This window comes from Streptomyces sp. NPDC088730, from assembly GCF_044751215.1.
In the GTDB taxonomy this organism is placed as follows: Bacteria; Actinomycetota; Actinomycetes; order Streptomycetales; family Streptomycetaceae; genus Streptomyces.
Map to the genome: position 1 here is coordinate 136,719 of NZ_JBIVLK010000011.1, position 25,808 is coordinate 162,526.

The following is a 25,808-nucleotide window of genomic DNA, read 5'->3' on the forward strand; positions in this document are numbered from 1 at the left end:
GGAGCCGGGCGGCGGCCGCCGGAATCACCGATGTACGGTGGAATCCACTCTCGATCAAAGGTTCCTCACCTTGCACCGCACCGATCACGGGCGGCTCTGGGCGACCCGCCCCGAGATGCCCTCGGACACCGCCGCCGTGCACGCGGTGAACGCCGCCGCGTTCGAGACGCGGGCAGAGGCCGATCTGGTCGACGCCCTGCGCGAGGACCCGGCGGCCTGGCTGCCCGGCCTCTCCCTCGTCGCGGAGGCGGCCGACGGATCCGTGGCCGCCCATGCCCTGCTGACCCGCTGCCTGGTCGGGGACGCTCCGGCGCTGGCACTCGCCCCGGTGGCCACGGCGCCCGAGTGGCAGCGCCGGGGCGCCGGGCAGGCCGTGGTGCGGGCCGCGCTCGACGCGGCGCGGGCGCGGGCGGAGTCGCTGGTCCTGGTGCTCGGGCATCCCGAGTACTACCCGAGGTTCGGCTTCGTGCCCGCCTCGCGGTACGGCATCCGGCCGGGCTTCGAGGTGCCGGACGAGGCGATGATGGCGCTGGTCCTCGATGATTCCGGGCCGGTTCCCCGGGGCACGATCCACTATCCGGCGGCGTTCGGGGTCTGACGTGCGGGTCCGGCACCGTCGGACCGGACATGCCAGGGCCCGAAGTGCAGACAAGCCTCTTTTGTACGGCAGACTTGCGCAGACTCGACGGGACCGGCGCACGGGGCCGGGACCACAGCGAAGGATGGGTATGCCGACCACACCAGCCACCGCGGCGAACAGCTCGTCGAACGGCGCAGCAGAAGCGATCATGCTCGAACTGGTCGACGAGAACGGCACCACCATCGGCACGGCGGAGAAGCTCGCTGCCCACCAGGCACCCGGCCAACTGCACCGCGCCTTCTCGGTGTTCCTCTTCGACGAGCAGGGCCGGATGCTGTTGCAGCGGCGCGCGCCGGGGAAGTACCACTCCCCCGGCGTCTGGTCGAACACCTGTTGCGGACACCCGTATCCGGGCGAGGCGCCCTTCGCCGCCGCCGCCCGGCGGACGTACGAGGAGCTGGGCGTCTCGCCCTCGCTGCTGGCCGAGGCGGGCACCGTCCGCTACAACCACCCTGACCCCGCCTCCGGCCTGGTGGAGCAGGAGTTCAACCACCTCTTCGTGGGCATGGCGCAGGAGCGGCTGCGGCCGGATCCGGAGGAGGTGGGCGAGACGGCTTTCGTGTCGGCCGGGGAGCTGGCCGAACGGCATGCGGCGGCGCCTTTCTCGGCGTGGTTCATGACCGTGCTGGACGCTGCCCGTCCCGCGATCCGTGAACTGACCGGCCCGGCGGCCGGCTGGTAGTCGGGGACGACCGCGGAGCGGCCGGCGGGAACGAGAGGCCGGTCAGAGGCGTGCGGTGAGCGGCAGCGCCACCCAGATGACCTTTCCGCCGCCCGCGGTGTGCTCCACATCGCAGGCACCGCCGGCCTCCCTGGTGATCTCCCGTACCAGCAGCAGTCCGCGTCCGCCCGTCTGCGCGTAGTCGGTCTCCAGCGCAGTCGGGCGGTACGGGTGGTTGTCCTCGACGGACACCCGTACCCAGTCGGCGCCCACGGCCACCTCCACGGCCAGCTCCGGGGAGAGCAGTGCCGCGTGTTTCACGGCATTGGTGACCAGCTCGGAGACGATGAGCAGCAGCCCCTGGACGATGTCGTCGTCCAGGGGCACGCCCTGGCGCTCCAGCAGATCGCGTACGGCGTGCCTGGCCCGGGGTACGGAGACATCCGCGGCCGGGGCGGTGAACCGCCAGACCCCTTCGTACGACACGGGCCCGGCGGGGGCACTCCCGCGGCTCTCCATAGACCGGTACCCGCTCTCCACTCGATGGTGACTGCACGTCGAGTACAGAGTGCGGGGCGTAGTCGGTCCGGTCCGTACCACTGCGAAGAAGTCGACTTCTATCGACAGCTTTTGACCGGACAGCTTTGGGCATATCAGCTGTCGGACCGCTTCTGCTCGTTTCCCGGAGGCTGCGCCTGCCCTGCCTGGTCCGGCCCCAGCTGGTCCGAGACCATCGAGACGATCCGGCGGCCGCCCACGCCGATCGCGATGAGCCCGAGCCCGTCGAAGAGCAGCGCGAGCGAGAAGAAGCAGCCGAGCACGTAGAGGCTGCTGTGCGGCCAGTCGAAGAGGACCAGCAGGCCCAGCAGCAGCCCGAAGGCGCCCTGCAGCAGGGTCCAGCCGAACTGCGGGCCGCGCACCACGACACTGCCGACGAGGCGGAACACCCCACCGGTCAGGAAGAGCAGCGCGGCGAACATCGTCAGCGCCTCGGCCGTGCCGTGCGGATGGCGGATGACCACGACGCCGGCGGCGATGTTCAGGGCGGCGACCACCACGCCCAGCCAGAAGTAGCTGGTGCCGCGCGACTGGATCGCGTGGAGCAGCCCGACCAGGCCGCCGACCAGCAGCAGCCAGCCGAAGAGGATCATCGAGGTGAGCGTCGCGACGCCGGTGTAGACGAGACCCACCAGACCGGCGACGACGAGAACTGCTCCGAGCAGGGCCAGGCCGCCGAAACTGCGGCTGAGCTTCCTGCCTTCTTTCGCGGGACCGGCCACCGGAAGCTCCTAGAGGTGCGTACCTGCTGCGGGACCCCTTCTTGATCATAGGTTCGAACGGTACGGATAGCATCCGGCGCATGGACCGTACGGAACCCCGGCTGGAGCTCGCCGTCGCGGACGGCGTCGCCACTCTCGTCATCAGCAACCCCGCCAAGCGCAACGCGATGACGGCCGCGATGTGGCGGTCTGTGCCCGTCCTGCTGGCCGAGCTGGCCGCCGACGCCTCGGCGCGGGTCCTGGTGCTGACGGGTGCCGGGGAGACCTTCTGCGCCGGAGCCGACATCTCCTCCCTGCGCGATCCCGCGGGCACGCCGCAGGAGCTCGCGGTGGCGGCGGAGGAGGCGCTGGCCGCCTTCCCCCGGCCGACGCTCGCCTCGGTGCGCGGCTACTGCGTGGGCGGGGGAAGCCAGCTGGCGGCGGCCTGCGATCTGCGGTTCGCGGAGGAGGGCGCGTCGTTCGGCGTCACCCCGGCCAAGCTCGGGATCGTCTATCCCGCGTCGTCGACCCGCCGGCTGGTCGCCCTGACGGGCCCCGCGACGGCGAAGCACCTGCTGTTCTCCGGCGAGCTGATCGGTGCGGACCGGGCGCTGCGGACCGGTCTGGTCGACGAGGTGCTGCCGGCCGGCGAGCTGGACGGGCGGGTCGAGGCCTACGCCCGGGTGCTGGTGTCCCGGTCGGGGCTGACCCAGGCGGCGGCGAAGGAGTTCGCCGCGGGGCGCGAGGACCGGGACGCCCACTGGGCGGACCAGGCGCGCCGCAGCGGCGACACCGCGGAGGGGGTCGCCGCCTTCCTGGAACGGCGTGCGCCCCGGTTCACCTGGCCGTCCGGGGCGTGACCGTTCCGCGCCGCCACGGGGTCACTACCGAAGGATGTGGCGGCTCTTGGCACGCCACTCCTCGACGAGTTCGGCCGGCGCCTTCTCCGGGGATCCCGCGTCGTAGGGCGGCTGCGGATCGTACTCGGTCAGCAGCTGGACCGACTGGGCGTACCGGTCGCCCGCGATGCGGCCGAGCAGGGTGAGTCCCATATCGACGCCGGAGGAGACTCCGGCGGCGGTGACGTACTTGCCGTCGGTGACGACGCGTTCGCCGGCCGGCTCCGCGCCGTACTCCTTCAGCGTGTCGAGGGCGAGCCAGTGCGAGGTGGCCCGCCGCCCCTCCAGGAGTCCGGCGGCCGCGAGCAGCAGTGAGCCGGTGCACACGGAAGTCGTCCAGGTGCTGGTGGCGTCGGCGGTGCGCAGCCAGCCGAGCAGTGCCTCGTCGGCCATCCGGGCGCTCTGCCCCGGACCGCCGGGGACGATCACCAGATCGGGCGCCGGCACCTCGTCCAGCGTGCGGTCCGCGACCAGTGACAGGCTGCCGGATTCGTTGCGCACGGGCCCGGTGCGCCCGGCGACGAAGACGGTCTCGGCGCCGGGCGCACGGGACAGGATCTCGTACGGTCCGACGGCGTCGAGCGCGGTGAAGCGGTCGAAGAGGACGATGGCGATCTGCATGGGGCTGCCTGCCTTCCGGTCAGAGACCGATGGGGACGGGTCGGGTGGGTCCGGCCGGCGGCCGGGGAGCGAACCGCCTGCGGTACTCGGCGGGTGCGGTGCCCAGCGCCTTGACGAACGCGCGGCGCATCGCCTCCGGTGTGCCGTATCCGCACCTCCGCGAGATGCCGGCGACCCCGTCCGAGCTGTCCTCCAGCAGCCTGCGGGCCGCTTCGAGGCGGACGCGGTCGACGTACCGGCCGGGTGTCATGCCGGTCTCGGCCTGGAACGCGCGGGCGAAGTGACGCGGCGAGAGCCGGGCGCGGGCGGCGAGGGCCTCCACGGACAGGTCGTCGCCGGGGTGTTCGGTGATCCAGTGCTGGACCTCGCGCAGCGGTTCGCGGCGGGCCGTCTGGGCGGTCAGCTGGGCGCTGAACTGGGCCTGGTTCCCCGGCCTGCGCAGGAAGACCACCAGATGCCGGGCGACGGTGAGCGCCACGTCCCGGCCGTGGTCCTCCTCGACGAGCGCGAGGGCGAGGTCGATGCCCGCGGTGACCCCGGCCGAGGTGGCCAGCCTGCCGTCCCGCACGAAGATCGGATCCGGGTCGACCTCGACGGCCGGATGGGTGCGGGCGAGGTGGTCGCAGACCGTCCAGTGCGTCGTCACCCGGTGCCCGTCCAGTTGTCCGGCCGCGGCGAGCAGCAGGGCGCCGGAGCAGACGGAGACCAGCCGTTCCGCGTGCGGGGCACGGTCGCGCAGCCAGTCGACGAGGGCGGGTTCCGGGGCTCGGGTGCCCTGCCCGCCGGGGACGAGCAGAGTGTGGGCGGGCCGGGCGTCCGCGAGCCCGCTGTCGGGGACGAGCGTGAGGCCGCTCGACGAGCGGACCGGTGCGCCGTCCAGCGAAGCGGTGCGCAGTTCGTACGAGACCTCCGGGAACCGGGCGGCTCCGGCGAAAACCTCCATCGGGCCGCTGACATCGAGGCTCTGGACGCCGTCGAAGAGCACGACGAGTACGGATCGCTGCTTCATGTCCGCCATCCTGGGCCGCCTCCCGGATGGCCGCAATGACGAGCAGCCCACCTTTCCTGCCATGCCGGGCCGCGGCACAGGTCACCGGCGCCCCGGGGTTCCGGCACGTACCGACCAGTCGGTAACGTGCGGGCATGAGTACTCTGCCTCCCCGTGCCGGACGCCGCTGCCACAACGTCCTCAACCCGGTCCACTCCTCGCTCTACTTCTCCCCCGACCTCGGCAGGGAGCTCGGGGCGATCGGGGTCACCGACGCCCCCGCCGCGTACTTCGCCTCCCGGGCGGCCGCCATGGGCGCCGTCGGTCCTGGCACGGTCACCGCGACCTTCTACAACTTCAACCACGAACTCGTCTCCGCGCACGTCCCCGCCGTCTGGGAGACGGCATCGCCGGAGGCCGTTCTCGCGGCGCGGCTGCGCGCCGCCGACTCGACGCTGCGGCGGCTCCTGGGCGAGGAGACCATCGCCTCCCCCGAGCTGGCGGAGGCCGCTCAGCTGGCCCTGCGCGCCGCCGAGGGCTGCACGCGACACGCCCGGCCGCTCTACGCGGCGCACGCCGACCTCCCGGTGCCGGAGCAGCCGCACCTGGCGTACTGGCACGCGGCGACATTGCTGCGCGAGCACCGCGGTGACGCCCACCTCGCGGCCCTCCTCGCCGCCGGGCTCGACCCGGTCGAGGCCCTGGTCAGCCACACCGCCACCGGCAAGGGCATGGCACCGCGCTGGGTGCTGGCCACCCGCGGCTGGCACCGCGGCGACTGGGAGGACGCCTCCGAACGGCTGCGGACGCGTGGACTGCTCACCGCGGAGGGCGAGTTGACGGAGGCCGGCACCGCGCTCCGGACCGGGCTCGAAGAGACCACAGACCGGATGGACCTCGCGCCGTACGAGCACCTCGGCGGCGCGGGCGTGGCCCGGCTGACCGAGCTGGGAGGCGGGATTCTCAAGAAGGCGATGGCGGCGGGCGCGTTCCCGGCGGATCTCAGGGGGTAGCCGGCCGGGCCGGCGGCCGCCGGTATGTGGGGTGGCCGGGCGACACGGCGCCCGGCCACCCGGCAGAATGCAGGCGAGTGGCCCGGGACCGGTCCGAACCGCGGACCCCGGGGCCCGACCAGCACAGCCAGTACGAGAAGGCGAGTCGGTAGAACCGTGACGACGTCCATCGAAGGCAGGATCGCCGAGGAGCTCGGCGTACGGGAGCGACAGGTGAAGGCGGCCGTCGAGCTGCTCGACGGCGGATCGACCGTGCCGTTCATCGCGCGCTACCGCAAGGAAGCGACCGAGATGCTCGACGACGCGCAGCTGCGCACGCTTGAGGAGCGGCTGCGGTATCTGCGGGAGCTGGAGGACCGCCGCGCCGCGGTCCTGGAATCCGTACGGGAGCAGGGCAAGCTCGACAGCGCGCTGGAGGCGCGGATCCGGGCCGCCGACACGAAGGCGCGCCTTGAGGACATCTATCTGCCGTTCAAGCCGAAGCGGCGCACGAAGGCGCAGATCGCCCGGGAGGCCGGGCTCGAACCGCTCGCCTCCGGCCTGCTGGACGATCCCTCGGTGGATCCGCTCGTCGCGGCCTCGCCGTTCGTCGACGCGGACAGGGGCGTCGCGGACCCGGCGGCGGCGCTGGAGGGGGCGCGGGCCATCCTCGCCGAACGGTTCTCCGAGGACGCCGACCTCACCGGCGAGCTGCGCGAGCGCATGTGGACGCGGGGCCGGCTGGTGGCGAAGGTGCGGGACGGCAAGGAGGAGGCGGGCGCCAAGTTCGCGGACTACTTCGACTTCACCGAGCCGTTCACCGCGCTGCCCTCGCACCGGGTGCTGGCGATGCTCAGGGGCGAGAAGGAGGACGTCCTCGACCTCGTCCTGGAGCCGGAGGAGCCCTCGGAGACGCCCGGCCCCTCGTCGTACGAGAACATGGTCGCCCGGCGCTTCGGGGTGAACGACCGCGGCCGCCCCGGGGACAAGTGGCTGGCCGACACGGTGCGCTGGGCCTGGCGCACCCGGATCCTGGTCCACCTCGGGATCGATCTGCGGCTGCGGCTGCGCACGGCGGCGGAGGACGAGGCGGTACGCGTCTTCGCGTCGAACCTGCGCGATCTGCTGCTCGCCGCGCCGGCCGGGACGCGGGCCACGCTCGGGCTCGACCCGGGGTTCCGTACCGGGGTGAAGGTCGCCGTCGTCGACGCGACCGGCAAGGTCGTCGCGACCGATGTCATCCACCCGCACGTGCCCGCCAACAAGTGGGACCAGTCGCTGGCGAAGCTGGAGCAGCTGGCGAAGGCGCACGATGTCGATCTGATCGCGATCGGCAACGGCACGGCCTCGCGCGAGACGGACAAGCTCGCCGGTGAACTGTGCGAGAAGCACCCGGAGTTGAAGCTCACCAAGGTGATGGTCTCGGAGGCCGGCGCCTCCGTGTACTCGGCGTCCGCCTTCGCCTCGCAGGAACTCCCGGACATGGACGTCTCGTTGCGTGGCGCCGTCTCGATCGCGCGGCGCCTCCAGGACCCGCTGGCGGAGCTGGTGAAGATCGACCCGAAGTCGATCGGGGTCGGGCAGTACCAGCACGACCTGTCGGAGGTGAAGCTGTCGCGCTCGCTCGACGCGGTCGTGGAGGACTGCGTGAACGGGGTCGGGGTGGACGTCAACACCGCTTCGGCGCCGCTGCTTTCGCGGGTCTCCGGCATCGGTTCCGGGCTCGCGGAGAACATCGTGGCGCACCGCGACACCCATGGCCCGTTCCGCTCCCGCAAGGGGCTCAAGGACGTGGCCAGGCTCGGCCCGAAGGCGTACGAGCAGTGTGCGGGCTTCCTGCGGATCCGGGGTGACGACCCGCTGGACGCATCCAGCGTGCACCCGGAGGCGTACCCGGTGGTCCGGGCGATGGTGAAGCGGACGGGCGGCGACGTCGCGTCCCTGGTCGGCAACACGGGCGTGCTGCGCTCGCTGCGGGCCGATGACTTCGTGGACGAGAAGTTCGGACTGCCGACCGTCACCGACATCCTGAAGGAGCTGGAGAAGCCGGGGCGCGACCCCCGTCCGGCGTTCAAGACGGCCACCTTCAAGGAGGGCGTCGAGAAGATCGGCGACCTGGCGTCCGGGATGGTGCTGGAGGGGGTCGTGACCAACGTCGCGGCGTTCGGCGCGTTCGTGGACGTCGGGGTGCACCAGGACGGTCTGGTGCACGTGTCCGCGATGTCGAGGACGTTCGTCAAGGACCCGCGTGACGTCGTGAAGCCGGGTGACGTCGTCAAGGTCAAGGTCATGGAGGTCGACATCCCGCGCAAGCGGATCTCGTTGACGCTGCGGCTGGACGACGAGGCCGGCGAGGGTGCTGGTGCGCGGGCCGGTTCCGGTGCCGGCCGTTCGGGCGGTCCGGGCGCCCCGGCCGGCTCGGGCGGCGAGCGGGGCAGCCGCCCGCCGCGCCAGCGGCAGGGCCAGGGCGGTCAGGGCCAGGGCGGTCAGGGCGGCCAGGGACGTGACCGGCGCGGTGGCGGCGGTGGCAGTGGCGGCGGCCGGCCGGCTCCGGCCGCGGCCAACGGGGCGATGGCCGACGCGCTTCGGCGGGCCGGGCTGCTGGACCCGAAGCAGGGCGGCAAGAAGCGGTAGCGGCAGCCCGCCCGGGGCATCGGGGCGGGGTGGGGAGAGGTTCGCCGGAGGCGGCCTTCTCCCCACCCCGCCCTTTCGCATGCCCAGGGGCAGTTTCCGGCCGCTGGTCCGCACACACCGGCCAGGACTGACGTCACCCTCGCATCCGTCGGCCGTCTCGCACTCCGGCAGACCACTTCCCTGTCGGTATACCAAGTCGGTCTCAAGTGGCGATTCCGTAGAAAATTTCTGTCGGCCGACTTGCCCGATTCGTACGCCAAATTCCCCTGCAAAACAGGCAAACGTGGTCGTGGACTCTTCGGTGACCGGGAGGCTCGCTGGTATACCGTTCGGCGCAACGAGTGCCCACGTGCACCCACATGGGCACTCGTTGCGCCGTCCTGCCCCCCTGCCGTCCCCAAGGAGGCTTGATCCCATGCGTCGAATTCCGGCCGCTCTGTCGGTGGCCGCACTGCTGGCGATCACCACCGCATGCAGCTCGCTCTCGCCGCCCGGCAAGGAGACCGCCGCCCAGCCGCGCCTGACCGATATGCGTCCGGTGCGCGACGGCGGCACGGTCACGATCGGGCTGAAGTCCGATCCCGACAGGCTCGACCCGAGCCTGACCACGACGCTGGTCGCCCGCACCGTGTTCACGTCCATGTGCGAACAGCTCTACGACGTGGACCAGGACAACAAGTTCGTCCCGCAACTCGCCGCGGCCCTGCCGAAGATCACCGACGGCGGCCGCACCTTCACCTTCACCGTCCGCAAGGGCGCCAGGTTCAGTGACGGCGCCCGGCTGGACGCCGCCGCGGTGAAGACCTCGCTCGACCGCCATCTGCATCTGCGGGGCTCCGGCCGTGCCTCCGAGATCGACTCCGTGCAGCAGGTCACCGTGACCGGCCCGTACACCGTGCGGCTCTCCCTGAGCCACCCCGACGTACCGCTGCTGGGCCGGCTGGCCAACACCGCCGGGCTGATCATGTCCCCGAAGGCGATCGAGAAATACGGCGCCGACTTCGCCACCCATCCGTCCTGCGTCGGCCCGTTCAAGTACGTCAAGCGGGTCGTCGGGGACCGGATCGAGCTGAAGAAGGACCCGCTCTACTACGACGCGGACAAGGTCCACCTCGATGGCGTCATCTACAAGACGATCACCGACGGCAGCATCCGGATGGCGAACATCCGCTCCGGTGACGTCCAGATAGGTGACCAGATGGGCCCGGTCGAAGTCCGCAACTCGATGGGTGAGAAGGGGCTCCAGCTCCTGAACACCCCGTCGCTCGGCTACATGGCGCTGACCCTGAACGTGGCCAACTCGCACGGCATCGACAAGGACCCCAGCCCCGTCGACAGCCCCTTCGGCCGCGATGTGCGGGTCCGGGAGGCCTTCGACCTGTCGCTGGACCGGGCGCTGATCAACAAGCTGGTCTTCCAGGGCATGTACGAACCGGCCTGCGGCCCGGTGCCGCCGGGGACGCCCCTCAGCTCCCCGGTCACCTGCCCCGGACGGGACGTGGCGAAGGCCGAACGGCTGCTGAAGGCGGCCGGGGTGAAGACGCCGGTGCCGCTGGAGCTGATGATCAACACCACCCCGGAGGACAGCCGCCTCGGCCAGGTCGTGCAGGCCATGGCCGCCGACGCCGGCTTCGACGTCAAGCTCCGCCCCACCGAGTTCGCGACCGGGCTGACCCGGACCCTGGCGGGCGACTTCCAGGCGAGGACCGGCGGCTGGGGCGGTCAGCCCGACCCCGCGGGCAACATCGACAGCCTCGTCGGCACGACGGGCAGCAACAACCAGGGAAAGCTCTCCGACCCGACGATCGACCGGCTGATCGTGGCGGGGCGCAGCACCTCCGACGTCGCGAAGCGCCGCGACATCTACCGCGAGCTCACCGCCGCGATCAACAAGCAGCACGGGGTCATCTACCTCTACCGCAACATCAGCTACGTCTCCGCCTCGCAGGACGTGAGCGGCATCAAGCTCTCCGGTGACGGCCTGATCAGGGTCAAGGAAGCCGGATACACGAAGGGGAGCCGGTGACCACCCTCCGCAGACTGCTCACGTCGTACGTGAGCCGCCGTATCGGCCAGTCGCTGGTGACGATGGTGCTCGTCAGCATCACCGTGTTCCTCGGGGTCCGCGCGATGCCCGGCGACACCGCTCAGGCGCTCGCCGGTGAACAGACCTCCCCAGAGGTGCTGGCCGCGATCCGCTCCGAGTACGGGCTCGACGACAACATCGCCGTCCAGTACTGGCGTTACGTCAGCAACGCGGCCACGGGCGACTTCGGCACCTCGGCCCGCACCGGGCTGCCGGTGCTCGACTCCATCACCCAGGCCCTGCCCATCACGCTGGAACTGGCCGCGCTGTCCCTGCTGATGGCCGTGGTCGTCGGCATCGGGGCCGGGGTGATGGCCGCCGTGCGGCGCGGCAAGCCGGAGGAGTGGCTGGCCAACGGCATCGCCCTGCTCGGCATGTCGATCCCCGCCTTCTGGCTGGGCATCGTGCTGGTGCTGGTGTTCGCCATCGCCATGCCGGTGTTCGCGGCCTCCGGCTTCGTCCCGTTCAGCGCCGACCCGCTGGAGAACCTGCGGCGCCTGGTGCTGCCCGCCATCGTGCTCGGCTCCGGCCTCGCCGCGGTGGTGATGCGCCAGACCAGGGCCGCGATGATCGACGCGATGTCCTCCGACTACGTGCGCACCGCACGCGCCAAGGGACTGTCCCCGGCCGCGGTGATCGGCCGGCACGGGCTGCGCAACTCGCTCGTCACCGTGATCACCGTGCTGGGCCTGCAGCTCGGCCACCTGATCTCCGGGGCCGTCGTCACCGAACAGGTCTTCGTGCTGCCCGGCTTCGGCAAGCTGACCATCGACGCGGTCTTCACCCGTGACTACGCCATGGTGCAGGGCGTCGTGCTGTTCACCTCGGCCGCCTACATCCTGATCAATCTGCTGGTCGACTTCCTGTACTCGGTCGTCGACCCGCGCATCCGGCTCGGAGGTTCCCGATGACCCCCTCCCCGTCGACGGCGGCGGCGCCCGCGCCGGCCGCCACGGCACCTTCCGCGTCCCGGCCGCCCGCCCGTGCGGCGCGGTTCGCCACCTCGCTGCGCCGGCTGCGGCGCAACCGGCTGGCGCTCGTGGGCGCGGTGCTCTCCGCGGTGTTCGTCCTCGTCGCCCTGGTCGCCCCGCTCATCGCCCCGTACGACCCGGCGCTGCCGGACTTCGACGCGGCGCTGCGGGAGCCCAGCTGGTCGCACTGGCTGGGCACCGACGACCTGGGCCGCGACCAGCTGTCCCGGGTACTGGTCGGTGTCACCGCTTCTATGCAGGTCGGCGTGGTGGCCGTGCTGCTGGCCTTCGTCGTCGCCGTCCCGCTCGGGCTGGTGGCCGGCTACTACGGGAAGTTCGCCGACACGGCGGTCTCCCGGCTGACCGACACCATGCTGGCCTTCCCGTTCCTGGTGCTGGCCGTGGGACTCGCCGCGGTGATGGGCCCGTCCCTGGAGAACGCGACCATCGCGATCGGCATCTCGCAGATCCCGGGCATCGTGCGCGTCACCCGTGCGGAGACCCTGCGGCTCAAGCACCTGGACTACGTCGGGGCCGCGACGGCCAACGGCGGCGGCGACGGCGTCATCCTGTTCCGCCACATCCTCCCGAACGCCACCTCGACCCTCATCGTGCAGGCCACGGTGGGCATCCCGTCCGCGATCATCGGCGAGGCGGTGCTCAGCTTCCTCGGTCTCGGGGTGCAGCCGCCCTCGCCGTCGCTCGGCGTGATGCTCTCCAGCGCCCAGCCGTTCATCGCGGACGCGCCCTGGATGGCGGTCTTCCCCGGTCTCGTCATCGTGCTCGCCACTCTGGCGTTCAACCTGCTCGGTGACGGCGTGCGCGACATCCTCGACCCCCGCGGAGGTTCCCGGTGACCGAAGTCGAAACGTCCACCGCGACCGCCGCCGCGCGGGGCGCGGAGCCGGTCCTGCGGGTCCGCGATCTCACGGTCTCCTTCCACGGCGCGGAGCGCACCGTGCACGCCGTGGACGGTGTCTCCTACGAACTGGCACCCGGTGAGGTGCTGGCCGTCGTCGGCGAGTCCGGCTGCGGCAAGTCTGTCACCTCCATGGCCGTGATGGGGCTGCTCCCGCCGACCGCCCGGATCGGCGGGTCCATCACCCTGGACGGCCAGGAGCTGGTCGGCGCACCGGAGAAGAAGCTGCGCTCGCTGCGTGGCCGCCGGCTGTCGATGATCTTCCAGGAGCCGATGACCTCGCTCAACCCGGTGCTCACCATCGGCCGGCAGATTACCGAGGTGCTCCGGCGCCACCAGGGGCTCGGCCGGGGCGAGGCCAGGGAGCGGGCCGTCGAACTGCTCGGCATCGTCGGCATCCCCGCCCCGCGCAAGCGGGTCGACGAGTATCCGCACCAGCTCTCCGGCGGGATGCGGCAGCGCGTGATGATCGCGATCGCCGTCGCGTGCGACCCCGCGGTGCTGATCGCCGACGAGCCGACCACCGCCCTCGACGTGACCGTGCAGGCGGGCATCCTCGATGTGCTCCGCTCGCTCCGGGACCGGCTCGGTACCGCGATCGTGCTGATCACGCACGACCTCGGGGTCGTCGCGGACACCGCCGACCGGGTCCTGGTGATGTACGCGGGCCGACCGGTCGAACAGGCCTCGGTGGACGAGCTGTTCGCCTCCCCGCAGCACCCTTACACCCGGGGCCTGCTCGGAGCGGTACTGCGTCCCGGCAGCCGGGGCGCGAACGGGCGGGACCGGCTCAACGAGATCCCCGGCCTGGTGCCCGATCTGCGCGAGCGGCCCGCGGGGTGCGGTTTCGCCCCGCGCTGCGCCTTCGCGGACGCGGGCTGCCTGACGGACCGCCCGCCGCTGAGCCGGTCCGCAGGCACCCATCTGATCGCCTGTCACCACCCGGCCGGTGCGGCCGGTTCCGCCCCGTCCCGTCCCGCCGCGAGCAAGGGAACCGACCGATGAGCGCCAGCCTCGTCCCACCCGCCCGCACCGCGGGCTCCAGCACTCCGGTGCTGGCCGTGCACGACCTGAAGCGGCACTTCGACGGATCCGGCGGCTCCGTGAAGGCGGTGGACGGGGTGTCGTTGACGATCATGCCCGGCGAGGTCGTCGGCCTCGTCGGGGAGTCGGGCAGCGGCAAGTCGACGGTGGGGCGGTGCGTGGTGCGCCTGGACCGGCCGACCGGTGGCAGCGTGGAGATCAACGGCAGGGACATCACGACGCTCTCCGCGCGTGAACTGCGTCCGCTGCGCAAGGATTTCCACCTCGTCTTCCAGGACCCCTCGTCCTCCCTCAACCCCAGGATGACGATCCGTCAGATCATCGCGGAGCCGCTGCGGCTGCACGGTCTGGCGAATCGCGCCGAGGCCTCGCGCCGGGTGGACGAGCTCCTCGCGCAGGTGGGCCTGCGGCCCGAGATCGCGGACCGCAACCCCCACGAGCTGTCCGGTGGGCAGCGCCAGCGGGTGTCGATCGCCCGCGCGCTGTCGGTCGCCCCCGACCTGCTGGTGGCCGACGAGCCGACCTCCGCACTCGACGTGTCCGTGCAGGCGTCCGTCCTCAACCTGCTCGCGGACCTCCAGCGCGACCGGGGCTTCGGCTGCCTGTTCATCACCCACGACCTCGCGGCCGTGGAGTACCTGGCGGACCGCATCGCGGTGATGTACCTGGGCCGGATCGTCGAACAGGCCCCTACCGCCGAGCTGTTCGCCGCACCGAAGCACCCGTACACGCAGGCGCTGCTCTCCGCGGCGCCGGTGCCCGATCCGGCCGAACAGCGCGGCCGCAGCCGGATCGTGCTCGGCGGCGATCTGCCCAGCCCGCTGGACCCGCCGCCCGGCTGCCACTTCCACACGCGGTGCCCGCTGGCCACCGAGCGGTGCCGGACCGATCCGCCCGAGCTGCGGACCCTGCCGGTGGCGGCGGACTCGCCGGCCCCCCGGCAGGTGGCGTGCCACCTGGTGGCGGACGACGGCACCGTGCCGGACGCCGCGCGGGCGGTCGCGTAACACTGCCCGCCGCGGGAAACGAAGGAGCCCGTCCACCGCGTGGTGGACGGGCTCCTTCGTCTGGGTCCGGGCGGGTCAGCCGACGAGCTCCAGGCCGTCGGCGACGACGCGGCCCGCGTGCAGGACCGTACGGTCGTCGCTGCGGTCCATCACGGCGGAGGCGACGGTCTCGCCCTCGACCAGCAGCAGGTCGGCGGGGTCGCCCACGGCGACGCCCGGCCGGTCCGCGACGGACGCCAGGCGCTCCGGGCCGCCCTGGAGGATCGAGTGGCCGCCCCGGGTGGCGACTGCCACGCAGTGCTCGATCAGCTCGTCGGCCCGGTAGCGGTTGGTGAAGGCGAGCTGCCAGGTGCGGTCCAGCATGTCGCCGTTGCCGTACGGGGACCAGAAGTCGCGCTGGCCGTCCTCGCCCAGGCCGACCCGCACCCCGGCGGCGGTCAGCCCGGCCAGCGGAAGGGCGTGCTGCTGCTGGGCCGGGGCGATGGTCGCCATCGCGATGTCCAGCTCCGCGAACTCCTCGGTGAGGCGCCGCGTCGTCGCCTCGTCCACGGTGCCGAGTTCGTACGCGTGCGAGAGCGTGACCTGCCCCGCCATGCCCAGCGCGCGCACCCGCTCCAGGATGAGGTCGACGCTGAACACGCCGAGTGCGCCGGGCTCGTGGAGGTGGATGTCGATCGGCGCCTGGTGGCGCTCGGCCAGACCGAAGACGACGTCGAGGTGGCGGACGGGGTCGCGGTCCAGGGTGCACGGGTCGATGCCGCCGACCACGGCGGCGCCCGAGGCAAGCGCCTGGTCCATCAGCTCCGGCACGCCCTTCTCCTTGAAGAGGCCCGCCTGCGGGAAGGCCATGATCTCGACCTCGCACCGGCCGGCGTGCGCCTCCTTGGCCGCGAGGACACCCTCGAAGCGCTCCAGTCCGCAGTCCGCGTCGATCTGCGCGTAGCTGCGCACCCGGGTCGTGCCGCGCTCGATCATCCGGCCCAGCGTGTACGTGGCCCGCTGGGCGACGGTCCACTCGTCCTCGCGCCAGTGCGCGCGGTCGTTCATCGTCATGCCCCAGACGCCGGGCTTGCCCGTGTGGGGGCGGAAGGGCAGCCCGATGCGGGTGGAGTCGAGGTGGCAGTGGACGTCCGAGAACGAGGGCAGCGCGAGCCGTCCCCGGCCGGCCACGGTGTCACCCGTGACGGCGCGGGCGGGGTCGTGCGGGGTGATCGCCGCGATCACGCCGTCCTTGATCTCGATGTCGCGGGGCTCGCCGCCCCAGGGACGGACGTCTGTGATCAGCATGTGGTGCATCTCCTCGGTTGGCCGCCGGGTGCCGGCGGTCGGGGTGGGTCGGGGCCCGGACCGGACGGCGCCGGCCGGGCGGGTCACTCGGCCGGCAGCACCTCGGCCAGCTTCGCCAGGGACGGGCCCCGGCCGCGCTCGATGTGCGCGTAGGCGAGGGCGTCGGCCAGGTCGGGCTTGCCCGCGTAGATCGCGGCGCAGATGTCCTGGTGCTCGGCGCACTGGACGCTCGGGTCGAGGCCGCCGGTGAGGGTGAACAGCCACTGCACCAGGCCGAGCGAGGGCTGGAGCGCGTCCTGGAGCAGCCGGTTCCCGGTCATCGCGACGATCTCGGCGTGCAGGGCGGTGTTGGCGGCGGGGATCTCGTGGGCGTCGCCGCGCCGGGTGGCGTCCTCGGCCTCCTCCATGAGGGCGCGCAGCCGGTCGCCGCCACGTCCGGCCGCGCAGGCCTCCGCGGCCCTGCGGGCGGCGAACACCTCCAGGCTCAGGCGCAGGTCGAAGAGTTCCGCGACATCGCGCAGCGAGAGGTTGCGCACGGACGCCCCGCGCCGCGGGGAGATCACGACGAGGCCTTCGCCGGTCAGCCGGGTGAGCGCCTCGCGGACGGGGATACGGGAGAAGCCCAGGGCCTCCGACAGCTCGCGTTCCCGCAGCCGGGCACCGGGCGGGTAGGTGCCGGACAGGATGCCGGCCCGGATCGTGTGCTCGGCGTGGTCGGCGTGGGACTCACTGGCGTCGGGCGATTCGGTCGTCGTCATCGTGATGTCGTCTCCTCGAACGGCGGGAAGGTCGGCGGGAACAGCGCGTCGGCGCCCCGGCGGTGCGCGTCGCGCTCGGCGTAGCCCTCACGCATCCTCTCGAAGAGTTCCTGTGCGCGGCGGCGCAGGTCGGCCAGGTCGGTGCCGGGGATCCGGCCGTCGGTCATGACGGGGCGCCCCGCCACGACGGAGTGGGTGGCCTGCCGGGCGGTGCCGTTGAGCAGGAAGGTGCGGACGGGGTCGTCCTGGACGCCGTCGCGGATGTCGTCGAGCCGGAACGCGACCAGATCGGCCTGCGCACCGCGCTCCAGCCGGCCGAGGTCGTCGCGGCCCAGCGCGCGGGCACCGCCGAGGGTGGCCGCCTCGACGTAGTGCTCGGCGGGTGCGGCGTCCGCCCGCCCGTCGGCGGTCTTCGCGAGGTGGACGCCCGTGTCCATGCCCCGGATCAGGTCGGGCGGGAAGGAGTCGGTGCCCAGGCAGAGGTTGATGCCCGCGCGCCGGTAGGCGCCGAAGGAGTGCAGCACCTGGCCGTAGCGCAGCGAGGTCTGCGGGCAGTGGATGACGGAGACGCCGGCCCCGGCGAGGGTGGCCAGATCGCCCCGGTCCTCGCCGTGGACGGAGGGATGGCGGTCGGTGAAGACGCCGTGCGGCACGAGCAGCCGGGTGTCCAGGAGGCCCGTGCGGGCCAGCAGTTCCAGCGGGGTGGCGTGGTGCGTCTTCCGTACGAGGTCGCGTTCGTGCAGGCCCTGCAGGCAGTGCAGCCGTACGGGGACGTCGCGGCGGCGGGCGAGCGCGGCGGTCTCGCGCAGCAGGTCCTCGGTGAGCGTCTCGATGCGGCAGGGCAGCAGCACCCCGTTGACGAGCGGGTCGCCCAGCCGGGCGGTGTGGTCGAGGAAGCGCTCGGCGTCCCGCAGCCCGGCACGGCCCCGCTCCTCGTCGAAGGCGACGTGGCGGCCGCCGTCGGGGCGGGCCACGTTGACGCCGGAGCGGTAGGCGGGGCCCAGGTAGCCGCGCAGTCCGATGCGCCGGGAGGTCTCGGCCATGGTGACGAGTTCCTCGTAGGGCTCGGCCCAGGCGCTGTGGACCTCCGAGGCGATGGGCATGTACGTGGTGATGCCGTGCAGGGCCAGCTGGACCAGGGCGTACTCGCGGACGGTGGCCCGTTCCGCCGGGGTGAAGACGTCGCGCCGGCGGTGGTCGAAGTACTCCTGCGACCAGAGGAGTCCGGCGGCGCGGGCGGGCGGCGCCCAGGAGTCCAGGACGAGGTGGTCGATGTCGGTGAGCGCGTCGAGGTCGATGAGTCCGGGCATCACCAGGGCCTCGCCCAGGTCCAGTTCGGCATCGACGGGGCCGTCGTAGCCGCGTCCGACGTAGCTGATCGTGTCGCCCTCCCACACGATCTCGCCGTCCCGCAGGAGCGCGTGGCCGCCGTCGCGGTGGGCGAGGACGTGGGTGGCACGCCAGCGGGTTCGCACGGGACCTCCTGCGGAAGCGGGTATACCGGTCGCGTTCCGGCCGGGCCACGGGAACGGCGGCTCCCCGGCCGGAACAAGGCGACAGTAGCACTTGGCATACCAAGTGACCGTAACTTCAGGAGTTATGAGAAGTAAGTCGGAATTCAGGCCTCAATCGACACAGGGCGGATTCACACTCACCGCATTTGGCATACCAACAGGGCGGACCGGGCTCTCGGTCTCAGCTCTCCGTCAGCCGTCCCGCCGCCACCTCGACGCGGCGCGTCGTGCGGACCGCCTCCAGCATCCGGCGGTCGTGCGTGACCAGCAGCAGCGTCCCCTTGTACGAGTCGAGCGCCGACTCCAGCTGCTCGATCGCCGGCAGGTCGAGGTGGTTCGTGGGCTCGTCCAGGACGAGGAGGTTGACGCCCCGGCCCTGGAGCAGGGCGAGCGCGGAACGCGTCCGCTCGCCCGGGGAGAGGGTGGTCGCGGGGCGCATCACATGATCGGCGCGCAGGCCGAATTTAGCGAGGAGCGTGCGGACCTCGGCCGGTTCCGTGTCGGGGACGGCCGCGCAGAACGCCTCCAGCAGCGATTCCGTGCCGTGGAACAGCTTCCGCGCCTGGTCCACCTCCCCCACCACCACGCCTGAGCCCAGGCTCGCGTGCCCGGAGTCCAGCGGAAGGCGGCCGAGCAGAGCGGCGAGCAGGGTCGACTTCCCGGCTCCGTTGGCACCGGTGATGGCGATCCGGTCCGCCCAGTCGATCTGGAGCGAGACCGGGCCGAACGCGAAGTCCCCGAGTGTGACCCGCGCCTCGCGCAGGGTCGCCACGACGGAGCCGGAGCGGGGCGCGGAGGCGATCTCCATGCGCAGCTCCCACTCCTTGCGCGGCTCCTCCACGACGTCGAGCCGCTCGATCATGCGCTGGGTCTGGCGGGCCTTGGCGGCCTGCTTCTCGCTCGACTCGCTCCGGAACTTGCGGGCCATCTTGTCGGAGTCGCCCGCCTTGCGGCGCGCGTTCCTGACGCCCTTGTCCATCCAGGAGCGCTGCATGAGGGCCCGGCCTTCCAGCGCGGAGCGCTTGTCCGCGAACTCCTCGAACTCCTCCCGGGCGTGCCTGCGGGCCCGCTCGCGCTCCTCCAGGTAGGCGGCGTAGCCACCGCCGTAGAGGTTGATCTGCTGCTGTGCGAGGTCGAGTTCGAGGACCTTGGTGACCGTGCGCATCAGGAACTCGCGGTCGTGGCTGATGACGACCGTGCCCGCGCGGAGCCCGGAGACGTACCGCTCAAGCCGCTCCAGGCCGTCGAGGTCGAGGTCGTTGGTGGGTTCGTCGAGCAGGAAGACGTCGTAGCGGGAGAGCAGCAGCGAGGCGAGGCCCACCCGGGCCGCCTGGCCTCCGGAGAGCGTGGTCATCGGCAGGTCGAGACCGACGGTCAGCCCAAGCTCCGCGGCGACCTCCTCGGCCCGTTCGTCCAGGTCGGCGCCGCCGAGGGCGAGCCAGCGCTCCAGCGACTCGGAGTACGCGTCGTCGGAGCCGGGCGTCCCGTCGACGAGGGCCTGGGTGGCGGCGTCCATCGTCGACTGGGCCTCGGCCACGCCCGTCCGCCGGGCCAGGAACTCCCGCACCGTCTCGTCCGGGCGCCGCTCCGGTTCCTGCGGGAGGTGGCCGACGGTAGCGGTGGGCGGGGAGAGCCGCAGCTCCCCCTCCTCGGGCTGGTCGAGCCCGGCGAGCAGCCGCAGGAGCGACGATTTTCCGGCGCCGTTGACTCCGACGAGACCGATCACATCGCCGGGAGCGACCACGAGGTCGAGTTCGGCGAAGAGAGTGCGGTCGCCGTGTCCGGCGGCGAGGTCCTTGGCGACGAGGGTGGCAGTCATCAGGAGGTCGATCCTAATCGGCGACCGGGGGCGCCGGTCGCCCGGAGCATCGCCAGGCCCGTTCGCCTCGGCTAGGGTCCTTCCCCTGAATCGGGTGGACCGGGCAGAGACGAGCGGCGGTGCGGCAGTGTCGGAAGTGATCGTGGTGGGCGGTGGGGTCAGCGGCCTGACCACAGCGGTGGTGCTGGCCGGACGTGGTCACCGGGTGCGGGTCTGGTCCCGGCAGCCCGCCGCGACCACGACCTCCGCGGTGGCGGGGGCCCTGTGGTGGCCGTACCGGATCGAACCCCAGGACCGGGTCGGGGACTGGTCGCTGGCCTCGCTGAACCGGTACGAGGAGCTGGCCGCCCGGCCCGCGGAGACCGGGGTTCGGCTGGTCAGCGGCTTGCACCGGGGCGAGCGGCTCGCGGCGCTCGGAGCGTGGGCCGGGGAGCTGAAGGACGTGGTGGAGAGCGCGGAGGGGCTGCGCTGCCGGCTGCCGCTGATCGACATGCCGGTGCACCTCGACTGGCTGGAGGAACAGGTCAGGGCCGCCGGGGGTTCTATCGAGCGGCGTACGGTCAGCTCCTTCGACGAGGCCGCCGCCGAGGCGGCGACGGTGGTCAACTGCACGGGGCTCGGCGCCCGTGAGCTGGTCCCCGATACCGGTATGCGGCCGGTGCGCGGTCAGCTGGTCATGGTGGAGAACCCGGGGATCGAGGAGTGGTTCACCGAGGCGGACCCGGCCTCCGACGTGACGACGTACTTCTTCCCGCAGCCGGGCCGGCTGGTGCTCGGCGGCACCGCCGGCACGGACGACTGGCGCACCGTGCCCGATCCCCGCGTGGCCGGGGAGATCGTGGCACGGTGTGCCCGGGTCCGGCCGGAGATCGCCGGTGCGCGGATCATCGGGCACCGGGTGGGGCTGCGGCCGGCCCGGGACGCGGGGGTCCGCATCGAGGCCGAGCCGCTGCCCGGCGGCGGGCGCCTGGTGCACAACTACGGGCACGGCGGCGCGGGGGTGACCGTGGCCCTGGGCTGCGCGGAGGCGGCGGCCCGTCTGGTGGACTGAAGAGGCGGGCGTACGGAGCCGCCGGGCGGCCCGGCTCAGTCGGCGGCCGGGCTCGAACCGCCGGGCCTGTCGCTCTCGCGTTCGGTGGTGATCTGGCTGTCGCCGGGACCGATCCGGATCTCGAAGTCGCCGTCGTACTTCGCGTGGCCCTCGATGACGGCGGACTCGACCGCCTCCACCCCGAACTCGCGTCGCACGATGAGCGGGTCCTCGCGCAGGTCCCGCATCAGGGCCACGCACATCCCGATCATGACGATGGTGAAGGGCGCGGCCACCAGGATGGTCAGGTTCTGCAGACCGGCCAGCGCGTCGCCCGTGCCGTTGCCGATCAGCAGCATGACCGCCGCCACCGCACCGGTGGTGACGCCCCAGAAGACGACGACCCACTTGGCCGGTTCGAGGATGCCCTTCTGGGACAGGGTGCCCATCACGATGGACGCGGCGTCGGCGCCCGACACGAAGAAGATGCCGACCAGGATCATCACGAGCAGACTCATCACCGTGGGGATGGGGAACTGCTGGAGTACGCCGAAGAGCTGGGCCTCCTGGGTGTCGGCGCCATCGAGCTTGCCCGCCTCCTGGAGCTTGATGGCGGTGCCGCCGAAGATCGCGAACCAGATCAGGCTGACCGTGCTGGGGACCAGGATGACCCCGCCGATGAACTGGCGGATGGTCCGGCCGCGGCTGATCCTGGCGATGAACATGCCGACGAACGGGGTCCAGGAGATCCACCAGGCCCAGTAGAAGACGGTCCAGCTGCTGAGCCAGTCGGCGACCTCCCCCTCCCCCGTCGCCTCCGTGCGTCCGGCGAGCTGGGGCAGGTCACCGATGTAGGCGGCGATCGAGGTGGGCAGCAGGTCGAGCACGATGATGGTGGGGCCCGCGATGAACACGAACACGGCGAGGATCAGGGCGAGCACCATATTGATGTTGGACAGCCACTGGATGCCCTTCTCCACGCCCGAGATCGCCGAGGCGACGAAGGCCGCGGTCAGTACGGCGATGATCAGGACGAGCAGCCCGGTACCGGTCTTCTCCTTCCAGTTCAGCTCGTGGAATCCACTGCCGATCTGGAGTGCGCCGAGGCCGAGCGAGGCGGCCGAGCCGAAGAGCGTGGCGAAGATGGCGAGGATGTCGATCAGCCTGCCGACGGCGCCGTGGGCGTGCCGGGCGCCGATGAGGGGTTCGAAGACGGCACTGATGGTCTGCCGCCTGCGGCGCCGGAAGGTGCTGTACGCGATGGCGAGACCGACCACCGCGTAGATCGCCCAGGGATGGAGCGTCCAGTGGAAGAGGGTGGTGGCCATCGCCGTCTGCATCGCCTCCGCGGCGTCCGCGGGATGGGTGCCGGGCGGATGGTGGACGAAGTGCGCCAGGGGCTCGCTCACTCCGTAGAACATCAGGCCGATACCCATCCCGGCGCTGAACATCATGGCGACCCAGGACACGGTCCGGAATTCCGGCTCCTCGCCCTCCTGGCCGAGGGTGATCTTTCCGTAGCGGCTGATGGCGAGCCAGAGTGCGAAGACCACGAACCCGGATGCGGCCAGCATGAAGGCCCAACCGCCGTTGTGCATGAGGCCGTTGAGCAGCGTGCTGGAGACGTCCTCCAGCGAGTCGGTGGCGGTGGCCCCCCAGACCACGAAGGCGAGGGTGAGGACGGCGGTGACGCCGAACACCACTCGGTCGGTCGTGGGGCGCCGGCCCTGGGTCGGGTCGCCGGGCAGATCCGCCGTCACCGACAGATCCCCCCTGCCGCCCGTTCTCTGATCGTCCTGCGACACGAAAGGCACCTTTCACGGAAGCTGAAGTTTCGCTCTCCGTAGGCAGTACCACACGCGGCGTACATCTTCCGGGATCAACAAGCGGTATCGGCTTGACCGTTTATGAGGTGGTATGGCGCACGTGCGTCCAGCAGGAGTGGGATCAGTCTGCGGGCCGGCTGGCCCAGTGGTACGTACACACCGTCACCGTCGGGCCGGGAGGTGACGCCGTGCAGGGCGAGTTCGTCCCCGACCGCGGCGAAGCCGTCCGCCGTGAGCCGGTATCCGCAGGGTGGCCGCGCGAGGACGTCGCCGGGCCCCGGGGCGTCGTTGTCGGCCCCGCCCAGCAGGACCGGGCCCCGATCGGCCGTTCCGGCCGCCCGGGAGCCGGCGGTGGCGGCGGCGATCTCGCCGGACCGTTCCTCGGCATAGGCGAACAGCCCTTTGAGCGCGGCCAGTTGGGCGTGCACTCTGCGCCGGTTGTTGACCGCGGGGTCGTCCCGCTCGGCGTCGGTGAGCGGGTCCACCCGGGATTCGACGAGCAGGCCCACCGCGTGTTTGAGACCCGCCGCGTTGCGCAGGATGCGTTCCTGCCCGTCGCCCGCCGTCTGCTTGACCGGCCGGCCGGTGACCGGGTCCGTCCAGACGCCGTAGAGCCCGCTGTCGTGTCCGGCGGACCGGGCGGCCGGCCGCACATACCGTGCGGCCAGGAGCTTCGACTCGTCGCGCACCCGGTCGTCGACATTGGGATTGCGGGGCCACAGGACGGTCAGGTCCTTGTCGTAGTACGGCGGGGCGGCGCCGTACTCGTGCAGGTCGTAGACGACATCGGGCGCGTGGTCCCGGAGCACCGCCGCGATGGCGCGGGCCTCGGCGGTGCGCAGCGCGATGTGGTCGCGGTTGATGTCCACGTCGTCCGAGTCGCCCCGGGTACCGGCGGCACCGCCGTCGGGGTTGGCGGTGGGAATGACGAGGATCTCGGTGCGGGAGAGCAGGTCACGGGTGGCCCCGTCCCTGGCGTACCCCAGGTCGCGGACCGTCGTCAGACAGGCCTCGCGGGCCGCCGGTTCGTTGCCGTGCTGGCTGCACACGAGGAGCACGGTGAGTACGCCCGGACGCCGGACGCCGATCCGGACGAGCCGCAGCGGGCGGCCCTGCTCCGTCGTGCCGATCCGCTCCACGGCGACCCGGCCGCCGCGTCGGCCGAGGGACGCGAGCAGCGAGCGCTCCTCGGCCGGAGAGGTCCAGCGCGCCCCGTGGGCGGCTTCGAATCCGGTACGCGGCGGGGTCCGCGCGGCCTCGGCGGAGCCCGTGAGCAGCGCGCCGGCCGACGCGGTGGCGACGGCCGCGTGCACAAGGCCGCGGATCCGGCGACGGCCTGCCCGCCGGCTGCGGCCGTCCGGCGTCCAGCCACCCCGCGCACGTCTCGGCATGGCCGGAAGGTACCGTGCGGGGGCGCCCGCGCGACAGGCTTCCGGCCGACACCGGCACGACGGGGCTCCGGTCTCGCGCGACAGGTACCCGGCCGGCACCCGGAGGACAGGCGCCCGGGGCCGGTCCGGCTCCCGGGCCGGCGTCCACGCACGGGGACACCCCGGCCGCCGAACCCCGCCAGGTCGTAGGCTGGCGGGGTTCGTGCCGTTCGGCCGGGACCCGGCCGGACCCCGCCCCATCCCGCGCCTCCGAGGAGCGTCCCTTGCCCCGTTCCACCCCCGATGCCTCTCACGCACGCCCCACACTGGAAGCCGTGGCGGCCCGCGCCGGGGTGTCCCGGGCAACGGCCTCCCGGGTGGTCAACGGCGGTGCGGGGGTGCGGCAGCCGCTGGTGGACCAGGTGCGCAAGGCGGTCGACGAGCTCGGCTACGTACCGAACCACGCCGCCCGGACGCTGGTGACCCGGCGCAACGGGGCGGTCGCCGTGATCATCGACGAACCCGAGGTCCGGATCTTCTCCGACCCCTTCTTCTCCCAGCACATCCGTGGCATAAGCCGCGAACTCATCACCTATGACGCCCAGTTGGTGCTTCTCCTGGTGGAGGGGAGCGGGGATTTCGACCGGGTCACCCGCTATCTGGCCGGTGGCCATGTGGACGGTGTGCTGGCGTTCTCACTGCACACGGACGACGGACTGTCGGCGGTCATAAGCCGGTTCCGGGTGCCGACGGTCTACGGCGGGCGCCCCGGACGGCCGGGCGCCTCCGGCACCGCGGTCCCCTACGTCGACTGCGACAACCGGGGCGGCGCCCGCGAGGCGGTACGCCATCTGGTCTCGCTCGGCCGCCGGCACATCGCGCACATCGCGGGCCCGCGCGACCAGACCTCGGCCCTGGACCGCATCGACGGCTACTTCGACGTGCTGCCGGACGGCGATCCCGCGCTGGTCGCGGACGGCGACTTCACGGCGGAAGGCGGCGCCCGCGCCATGGCCGGGCTGCTGGCGAGGCGGCCGGACCTGGACGGCGTCTTCGCCGCCAACGACCTGATGGCCTCCGGCGCCCTGCGGGTGCTGCGCGAGCACGGCCGCCGGGTACCGCAGGATGTGGCGCTGGTCGGCTTCGACGACCTGGAGTCGGTCGCGGAGACGACCGATCCCCCGCTGACGACGGTCCGTCAGGACGTGGTCAGCATGGGCAGGTTGATGGTCAAGATCCTGATGGACCGACTCGACGACGACTCCGGGGACGCCGGCTCCGTCATCATGCCGACCCAGCTGATCCGGCGCGCTTCCGCCTGATCCGGGCCTCCCGGCAGGCCGCCCTCACCCGGCACACCCCCTCGCCACCGCGGCCGCACCGACGGCACCGGCACCGCCATGCCCCGGAACCGCCGCGGCGCCCGCTCCCGCACCCCTTTGCGCGCCGCCCGTCGGCACTGTTGACGGGACTCGTGAAACAA

At 72.2% G+C, this 25,808-nt stretch carries 22 protein-coding genes; 12 read left to right on the forward strand and 10 right to left on the reverse strand.

The genetic code is table 11. The annotated features are described in order from the left end of the window. The first annotated feature begins 70 nt into the window (after positions 1–70). Both ACIP89_RS27845 and idi read left to right on the forward strand, forming a co-directional pair. Positions 71–598: a GNAT family N-acetyltransferase gene (locus ACIP89_RS27845; RefSeq protein WP_402117339.1), complete on the forward strand. Its 528-nt coding sequence runs from the start codon at positions 71–73 to the stop codon at positions 596–598. A 130-nt stretch (positions 599–728) separates the two neighbouring features. After that, positions 729–1,322: an isopentenyl-diphosphate Delta-isomerase gene (idi, locus tag ACIP89_RS27850; protein WP_401925308.1), complete on the forward strand. Its 594-nt coding sequence runs from the start codon at positions 729–731 to the stop codon at positions 1,320–1,322. A 42-nt stretch (positions 1,323–1,364) separates the two neighbouring features. Here the strand turns inward: idi and ACIP89_RS27855 are convergent, their stop codons facing one another. Then, the gene (locus ACIP89_RS27855; RefSeq protein WP_401925310.1) at positions 1,365–1,820 is read right to left on the reverse strand and encodes an ATP-binding protein; all 456 of its coding nucleotides are present in this window, start codon (positions 1,818–1,820) and stop codon (positions 1,365–1,367) included. 134 nt (positions 1,821–1,954) lie between these two features. Then, entirely contained in the window at positions 1,955–2,581 is a 627-nt protein-coding gene (locus ACIP89_RS27860; protein ID WP_401927686.1) for an HdeD family acid-resistance protein, read from the reverse strand. Between the two features lie 80 nt (positions 2,582–2,661). On the opposite strand from ACIP89_RS27860, the gene ACIP89_RS27865 reads away from it, so the two are divergent. Next, positions 2,662–3,420, forward strand: a complete 759-nt coding sequence (locus tag ACIP89_RS27865) for an enoyl-CoA hydratase/isomerase family protein (RefSeq protein ID WP_401925314.1) — start codon at positions 2,662–2,664, stop codon at positions 3,418–3,420. A 24-nt stretch (positions 3,421–3,444) separates the two neighbouring features. Here the strand turns inward: ACIP89_RS27865 and ACIP89_RS27870 are convergent, their stop codons facing one another. Continuing rightward, complete coding sequence (locus tag ACIP89_RS27870) at positions 3,445–4,080, reverse strand: DJ-1/PfpI family protein (RefSeq protein ID WP_402117341.1); 636 nt, start codon at positions 4,078–4,080, stop codon at positions 3,445–3,447. A 19-nt stretch (positions 4,081–4,099) separates the two neighbouring features. After that, complete coding sequence (locus tag ACIP89_RS27875) at positions 4,100–5,089, reverse strand: GlxA family transcriptional regulator (protein ID WP_401925318.1); 990 nt, start codon at positions 5,087–5,089, stop codon at positions 4,100–4,102. A 134-nt stretch (positions 5,090–5,223) separates the two neighbouring features. Between ACIP89_RS27875 and ACIP89_RS27880 the strand changes: the two genes are divergently transcribed. The 7 genes from ACIP89_RS27880 (at position 5,224) to ACIP89_RS27910 (ending at position 14,721) form a co-directional block, all read left to right on the forward strand. After that, complete coding sequence (locus tag ACIP89_RS27880; protein WP_402117343.1) at positions 5,224–6,081, forward strand: hypothetical protein; 858 nt, start codon at positions 5,224–5,226, stop codon at positions 6,079–6,081. 156 nt (positions 6,082–6,237) lie between these two features. After that, entirely contained in the window at positions 6,238–8,694 is a 2,457-nt protein-coding gene (locus ACIP89_RS27885) for a Tex family protein (RefSeq protein WP_402117344.1), read from the forward strand. A 415-nt stretch (positions 8,695–9,109) separates the two neighbouring features. Further along, positions 9,110–10,720 (forward strand): ABC transporter substrate-binding protein, encoded by a 1,611-nt coding sequence (locus ACIP89_RS27890; protein ID WP_402117345.1) that lies wholly within the window; start codon positions 9,110–9,112, stop codon positions 10,718–10,720. After that, positions 10,717–11,691 carry an ABC transporter permease gene (locus tag ACIP89_RS27895; RefSeq protein ID WP_402117346.1) on the forward strand — a complete coding sequence of 325 codons (975 nt, stop codon included), beginning with the start codon at positions 10,717–10,719 and terminating at the stop codon, positions 11,689–11,691. The genes ACIP89_RS27890 and ACIP89_RS27895 overlap by 4 nt, the downstream gene beginning before the upstream one ends. Next, entirely contained in the window at positions 11,688–12,608 is a 921-nt protein-coding gene (locus ACIP89_RS27900; RefSeq protein ID WP_401925326.1) for an ABC transporter permease, read from the forward strand. Before ACIP89_RS27895 ends, ACIP89_RS27900 begins: the two co-directional genes overlap by 4 nt. Further along, positions 12,605–13,675, forward strand: a complete 1,071-nt coding sequence (locus ACIP89_RS27905) for an ABC transporter ATP-binding protein (protein ID WP_402117348.1) — start codon at positions 12,605–12,607, stop codon at positions 13,673–13,675. Before ACIP89_RS27900 ends, ACIP89_RS27905 begins: the two co-directional genes overlap by 4 nt. Then, positions 13,672–14,721 (forward strand): ABC transporter ATP-binding protein, encoded by a 1,050-nt coding sequence (locus ACIP89_RS27910; RefSeq protein WP_402117350.1) that lies wholly within the window; start codon positions 13,672–13,674, stop codon positions 14,719–14,721. Before ACIP89_RS27905 ends, ACIP89_RS27910 begins: the two co-directional genes overlap by 4 nt. A 75-nt stretch (positions 14,722–14,796) precedes the next feature. Here the strand turns inward: ACIP89_RS27910 and ACIP89_RS27915 are convergent, their stop codons facing one another. From ACIP89_RS27915 to ACIP89_RS27930, 4 genes are all read right to left on the reverse strand, one after another. Next, the gene (locus ACIP89_RS27915) at positions 14,797–16,008 is read right to left on the reverse strand and encodes an amidohydrolase family protein (protein ID WP_401925333.1); all 1,212 of its coding nucleotides are present in this window, start codon (positions 16,006–16,008) and stop codon (positions 14,797–14,799) included. An 83-nt stretch (positions 16,009–16,091) separates the two neighbouring features. Beyond that, positions 16,092–16,766 (reverse strand): GntR family transcriptional regulator, encoded by a 675-nt coding sequence (locus tag ACIP89_RS27920; protein WP_401925335.1) that lies wholly within the window; start codon positions 16,764–16,766, stop codon positions 16,092–16,094. After that, positions 16,763–18,241, reverse strand: a complete 1,479-nt coding sequence (locus ACIP89_RS27925; protein ID WP_402117352.1) for a chlorohydrolase family protein — start codon at positions 18,239–18,241, stop codon at positions 16,763–16,765. Before ACIP89_RS27925 ends, ACIP89_RS27920 begins: the two co-directional genes overlap by 4 nt. A gap of 220 nt (positions 18,242–18,461) precedes the next feature. Continuing rightward, positions 18,462–20,099, reverse strand: a complete 1,638-nt coding sequence (locus ACIP89_RS27930; protein WP_401925340.1) for an ABC-F family ATP-binding cassette domain-containing protein — start codon at positions 20,097–20,099, stop codon at positions 18,462–18,464. Between the two features lie 127 nt (positions 20,100–20,226). Between ACIP89_RS27930 and ACIP89_RS27935 the strand changes: the two genes are divergently transcribed. Next, complete coding sequence (locus tag ACIP89_RS27935; RefSeq protein WP_401925342.1) at positions 20,227–21,150, forward strand: FAD-dependent oxidoreductase; 924 nt, start codon at positions 20,227–20,229, stop codon at positions 21,148–21,150. 35 nt (positions 21,151–21,185) lie between these two features. Here ACIP89_RS27935 and ACIP89_RS27940 read toward each other — a convergent pair whose 3' ends face one another. Then, positions 21,186–22,934 (reverse strand): BCCT family transporter, encoded by a 1,749-nt coding sequence (locus ACIP89_RS27940; RefSeq protein ID WP_401925344.1) that lies wholly within the window; start codon positions 22,932–22,934, stop codon positions 21,186–21,188. Positions 22,935–23,008: 74 nt separating this feature from the next. Further along, a complete protein-coding gene (locus ACIP89_RS27945) occupies positions 23,009–24,346 on the reverse strand; it encodes a M14 family metallocarboxypeptidase (protein ID WP_402117354.1) in 1,338 nt (445 codons plus the stop codon). 263 nt (positions 24,347–24,609) lie between these two features. Between ACIP89_RS27945 and ACIP89_RS27950 the strand changes: the two genes are divergently transcribed. After that, positions 24,610–25,647 carry a LacI family DNA-binding transcriptional regulator gene (locus ACIP89_RS27950; protein WP_401925347.1) on the forward strand — a complete coding sequence of 346 codons (1,038 nt, stop codon included), beginning with the start codon at positions 24,610–24,612 and terminating at the stop codon, positions 25,645–25,647. Positions 25,648–25,808 lie beyond the last annotated feature (161 nt).

What these genes read in the sequence shown, in the direction of transcription:
- ACIP89_RS27910 (WP_402117350.1), top strand. Translation starts at nt 13,672, where the DNA reads ATGAGCGCCAGCCTCGTCCCACCCGCCCGCACCGCGGGCTCCAGCACT.
- ACIP89_RS27855 (WP_401925310.1), bottom strand. Translation starts at nt 1,820, where the DNA reads ATGGAGAGCCGCGGGAGTGCCCCCGCCGGGCCCGTGTCGTACGAAGGG.
- ACIP89_RS27865 (WP_401925314.1), top strand. Translation starts at nt 2,662, where the DNA reads ATGGACCGTACGGAACCCCGGCTGGAGCTCGCCGTCGCGGACGGCGTC.
- ACIP89_RS27900 (WP_401925326.1), top strand. Translation starts at nt 11,688, where the DNA reads ATGACCCCCTCCCCGTCGACGGCGGCGGCGCCCGCGCCGGCCGCCACG.
- ACIP89_RS27890 (WP_402117345.1), top strand. Translation starts at nt 9,110, where the DNA reads ATGCGTCGAATTCCGGCCGCTCTGTCGGTGGCCGCACTGCTGGCGATC.
- ACIP89_RS27915 (WP_401925333.1), bottom strand. Translation starts at nt 16,008, where the DNA reads ATGCTGATCACAGACGTCCGTCCCTGGGGCGGCGAGCCCCGCGACATC.
- ACIP89_RS27870 (WP_402117341.1), bottom strand. Translation starts at nt 4,080, where the DNA reads ATGCAGATCGCCATCGTCCTCTTCGACCGCTTCACCGCGCTCGACGCC.
- ACIP89_RS27920 (WP_401925335.1), bottom strand. Translation starts at nt 16,766, where the DNA reads ATGACGACGACCGAATCGCCCGACGCCAGTGAGTCCCACGCCGACCAC.
- ACIP89_RS27875 (WP_401925318.1), bottom strand. Translation starts at nt 5,089, where the DNA reads ATGAAGCAGCGATCCGTACTCGTCGTGCTCTTCGACGGCGTCCAGAGC.
- ACIP89_RS27930 (WP_401925340.1), bottom strand. Translation starts at nt 20,099, where the DNA reads ATGACTGCCACCCTCGTCGCCAAGGACCTCGCCGCCGGACACGGCGAC.
- idi (WP_401925308.1), top strand. Translation starts at nt 729, where the DNA reads ATGCCGACCACACCAGCCACCGCGGCGAACAGCTCGTCGAACGGCGCA.
- ACIP89_RS27880 (WP_402117343.1), top strand. Translation starts at nt 5,224, where the DNA reads ATGAGTACTCTGCCTCCCCGTGCCGGACGCCGCTGCCACAACGTCCTC.
- ACIP89_RS27945 (WP_402117354.1), bottom strand. Translation starts at nt 24,346, where the DNA reads ATGCCGAGACGTGCGCGGGGTGGCTGGACGCCGGACGGCCGCAGCCGG.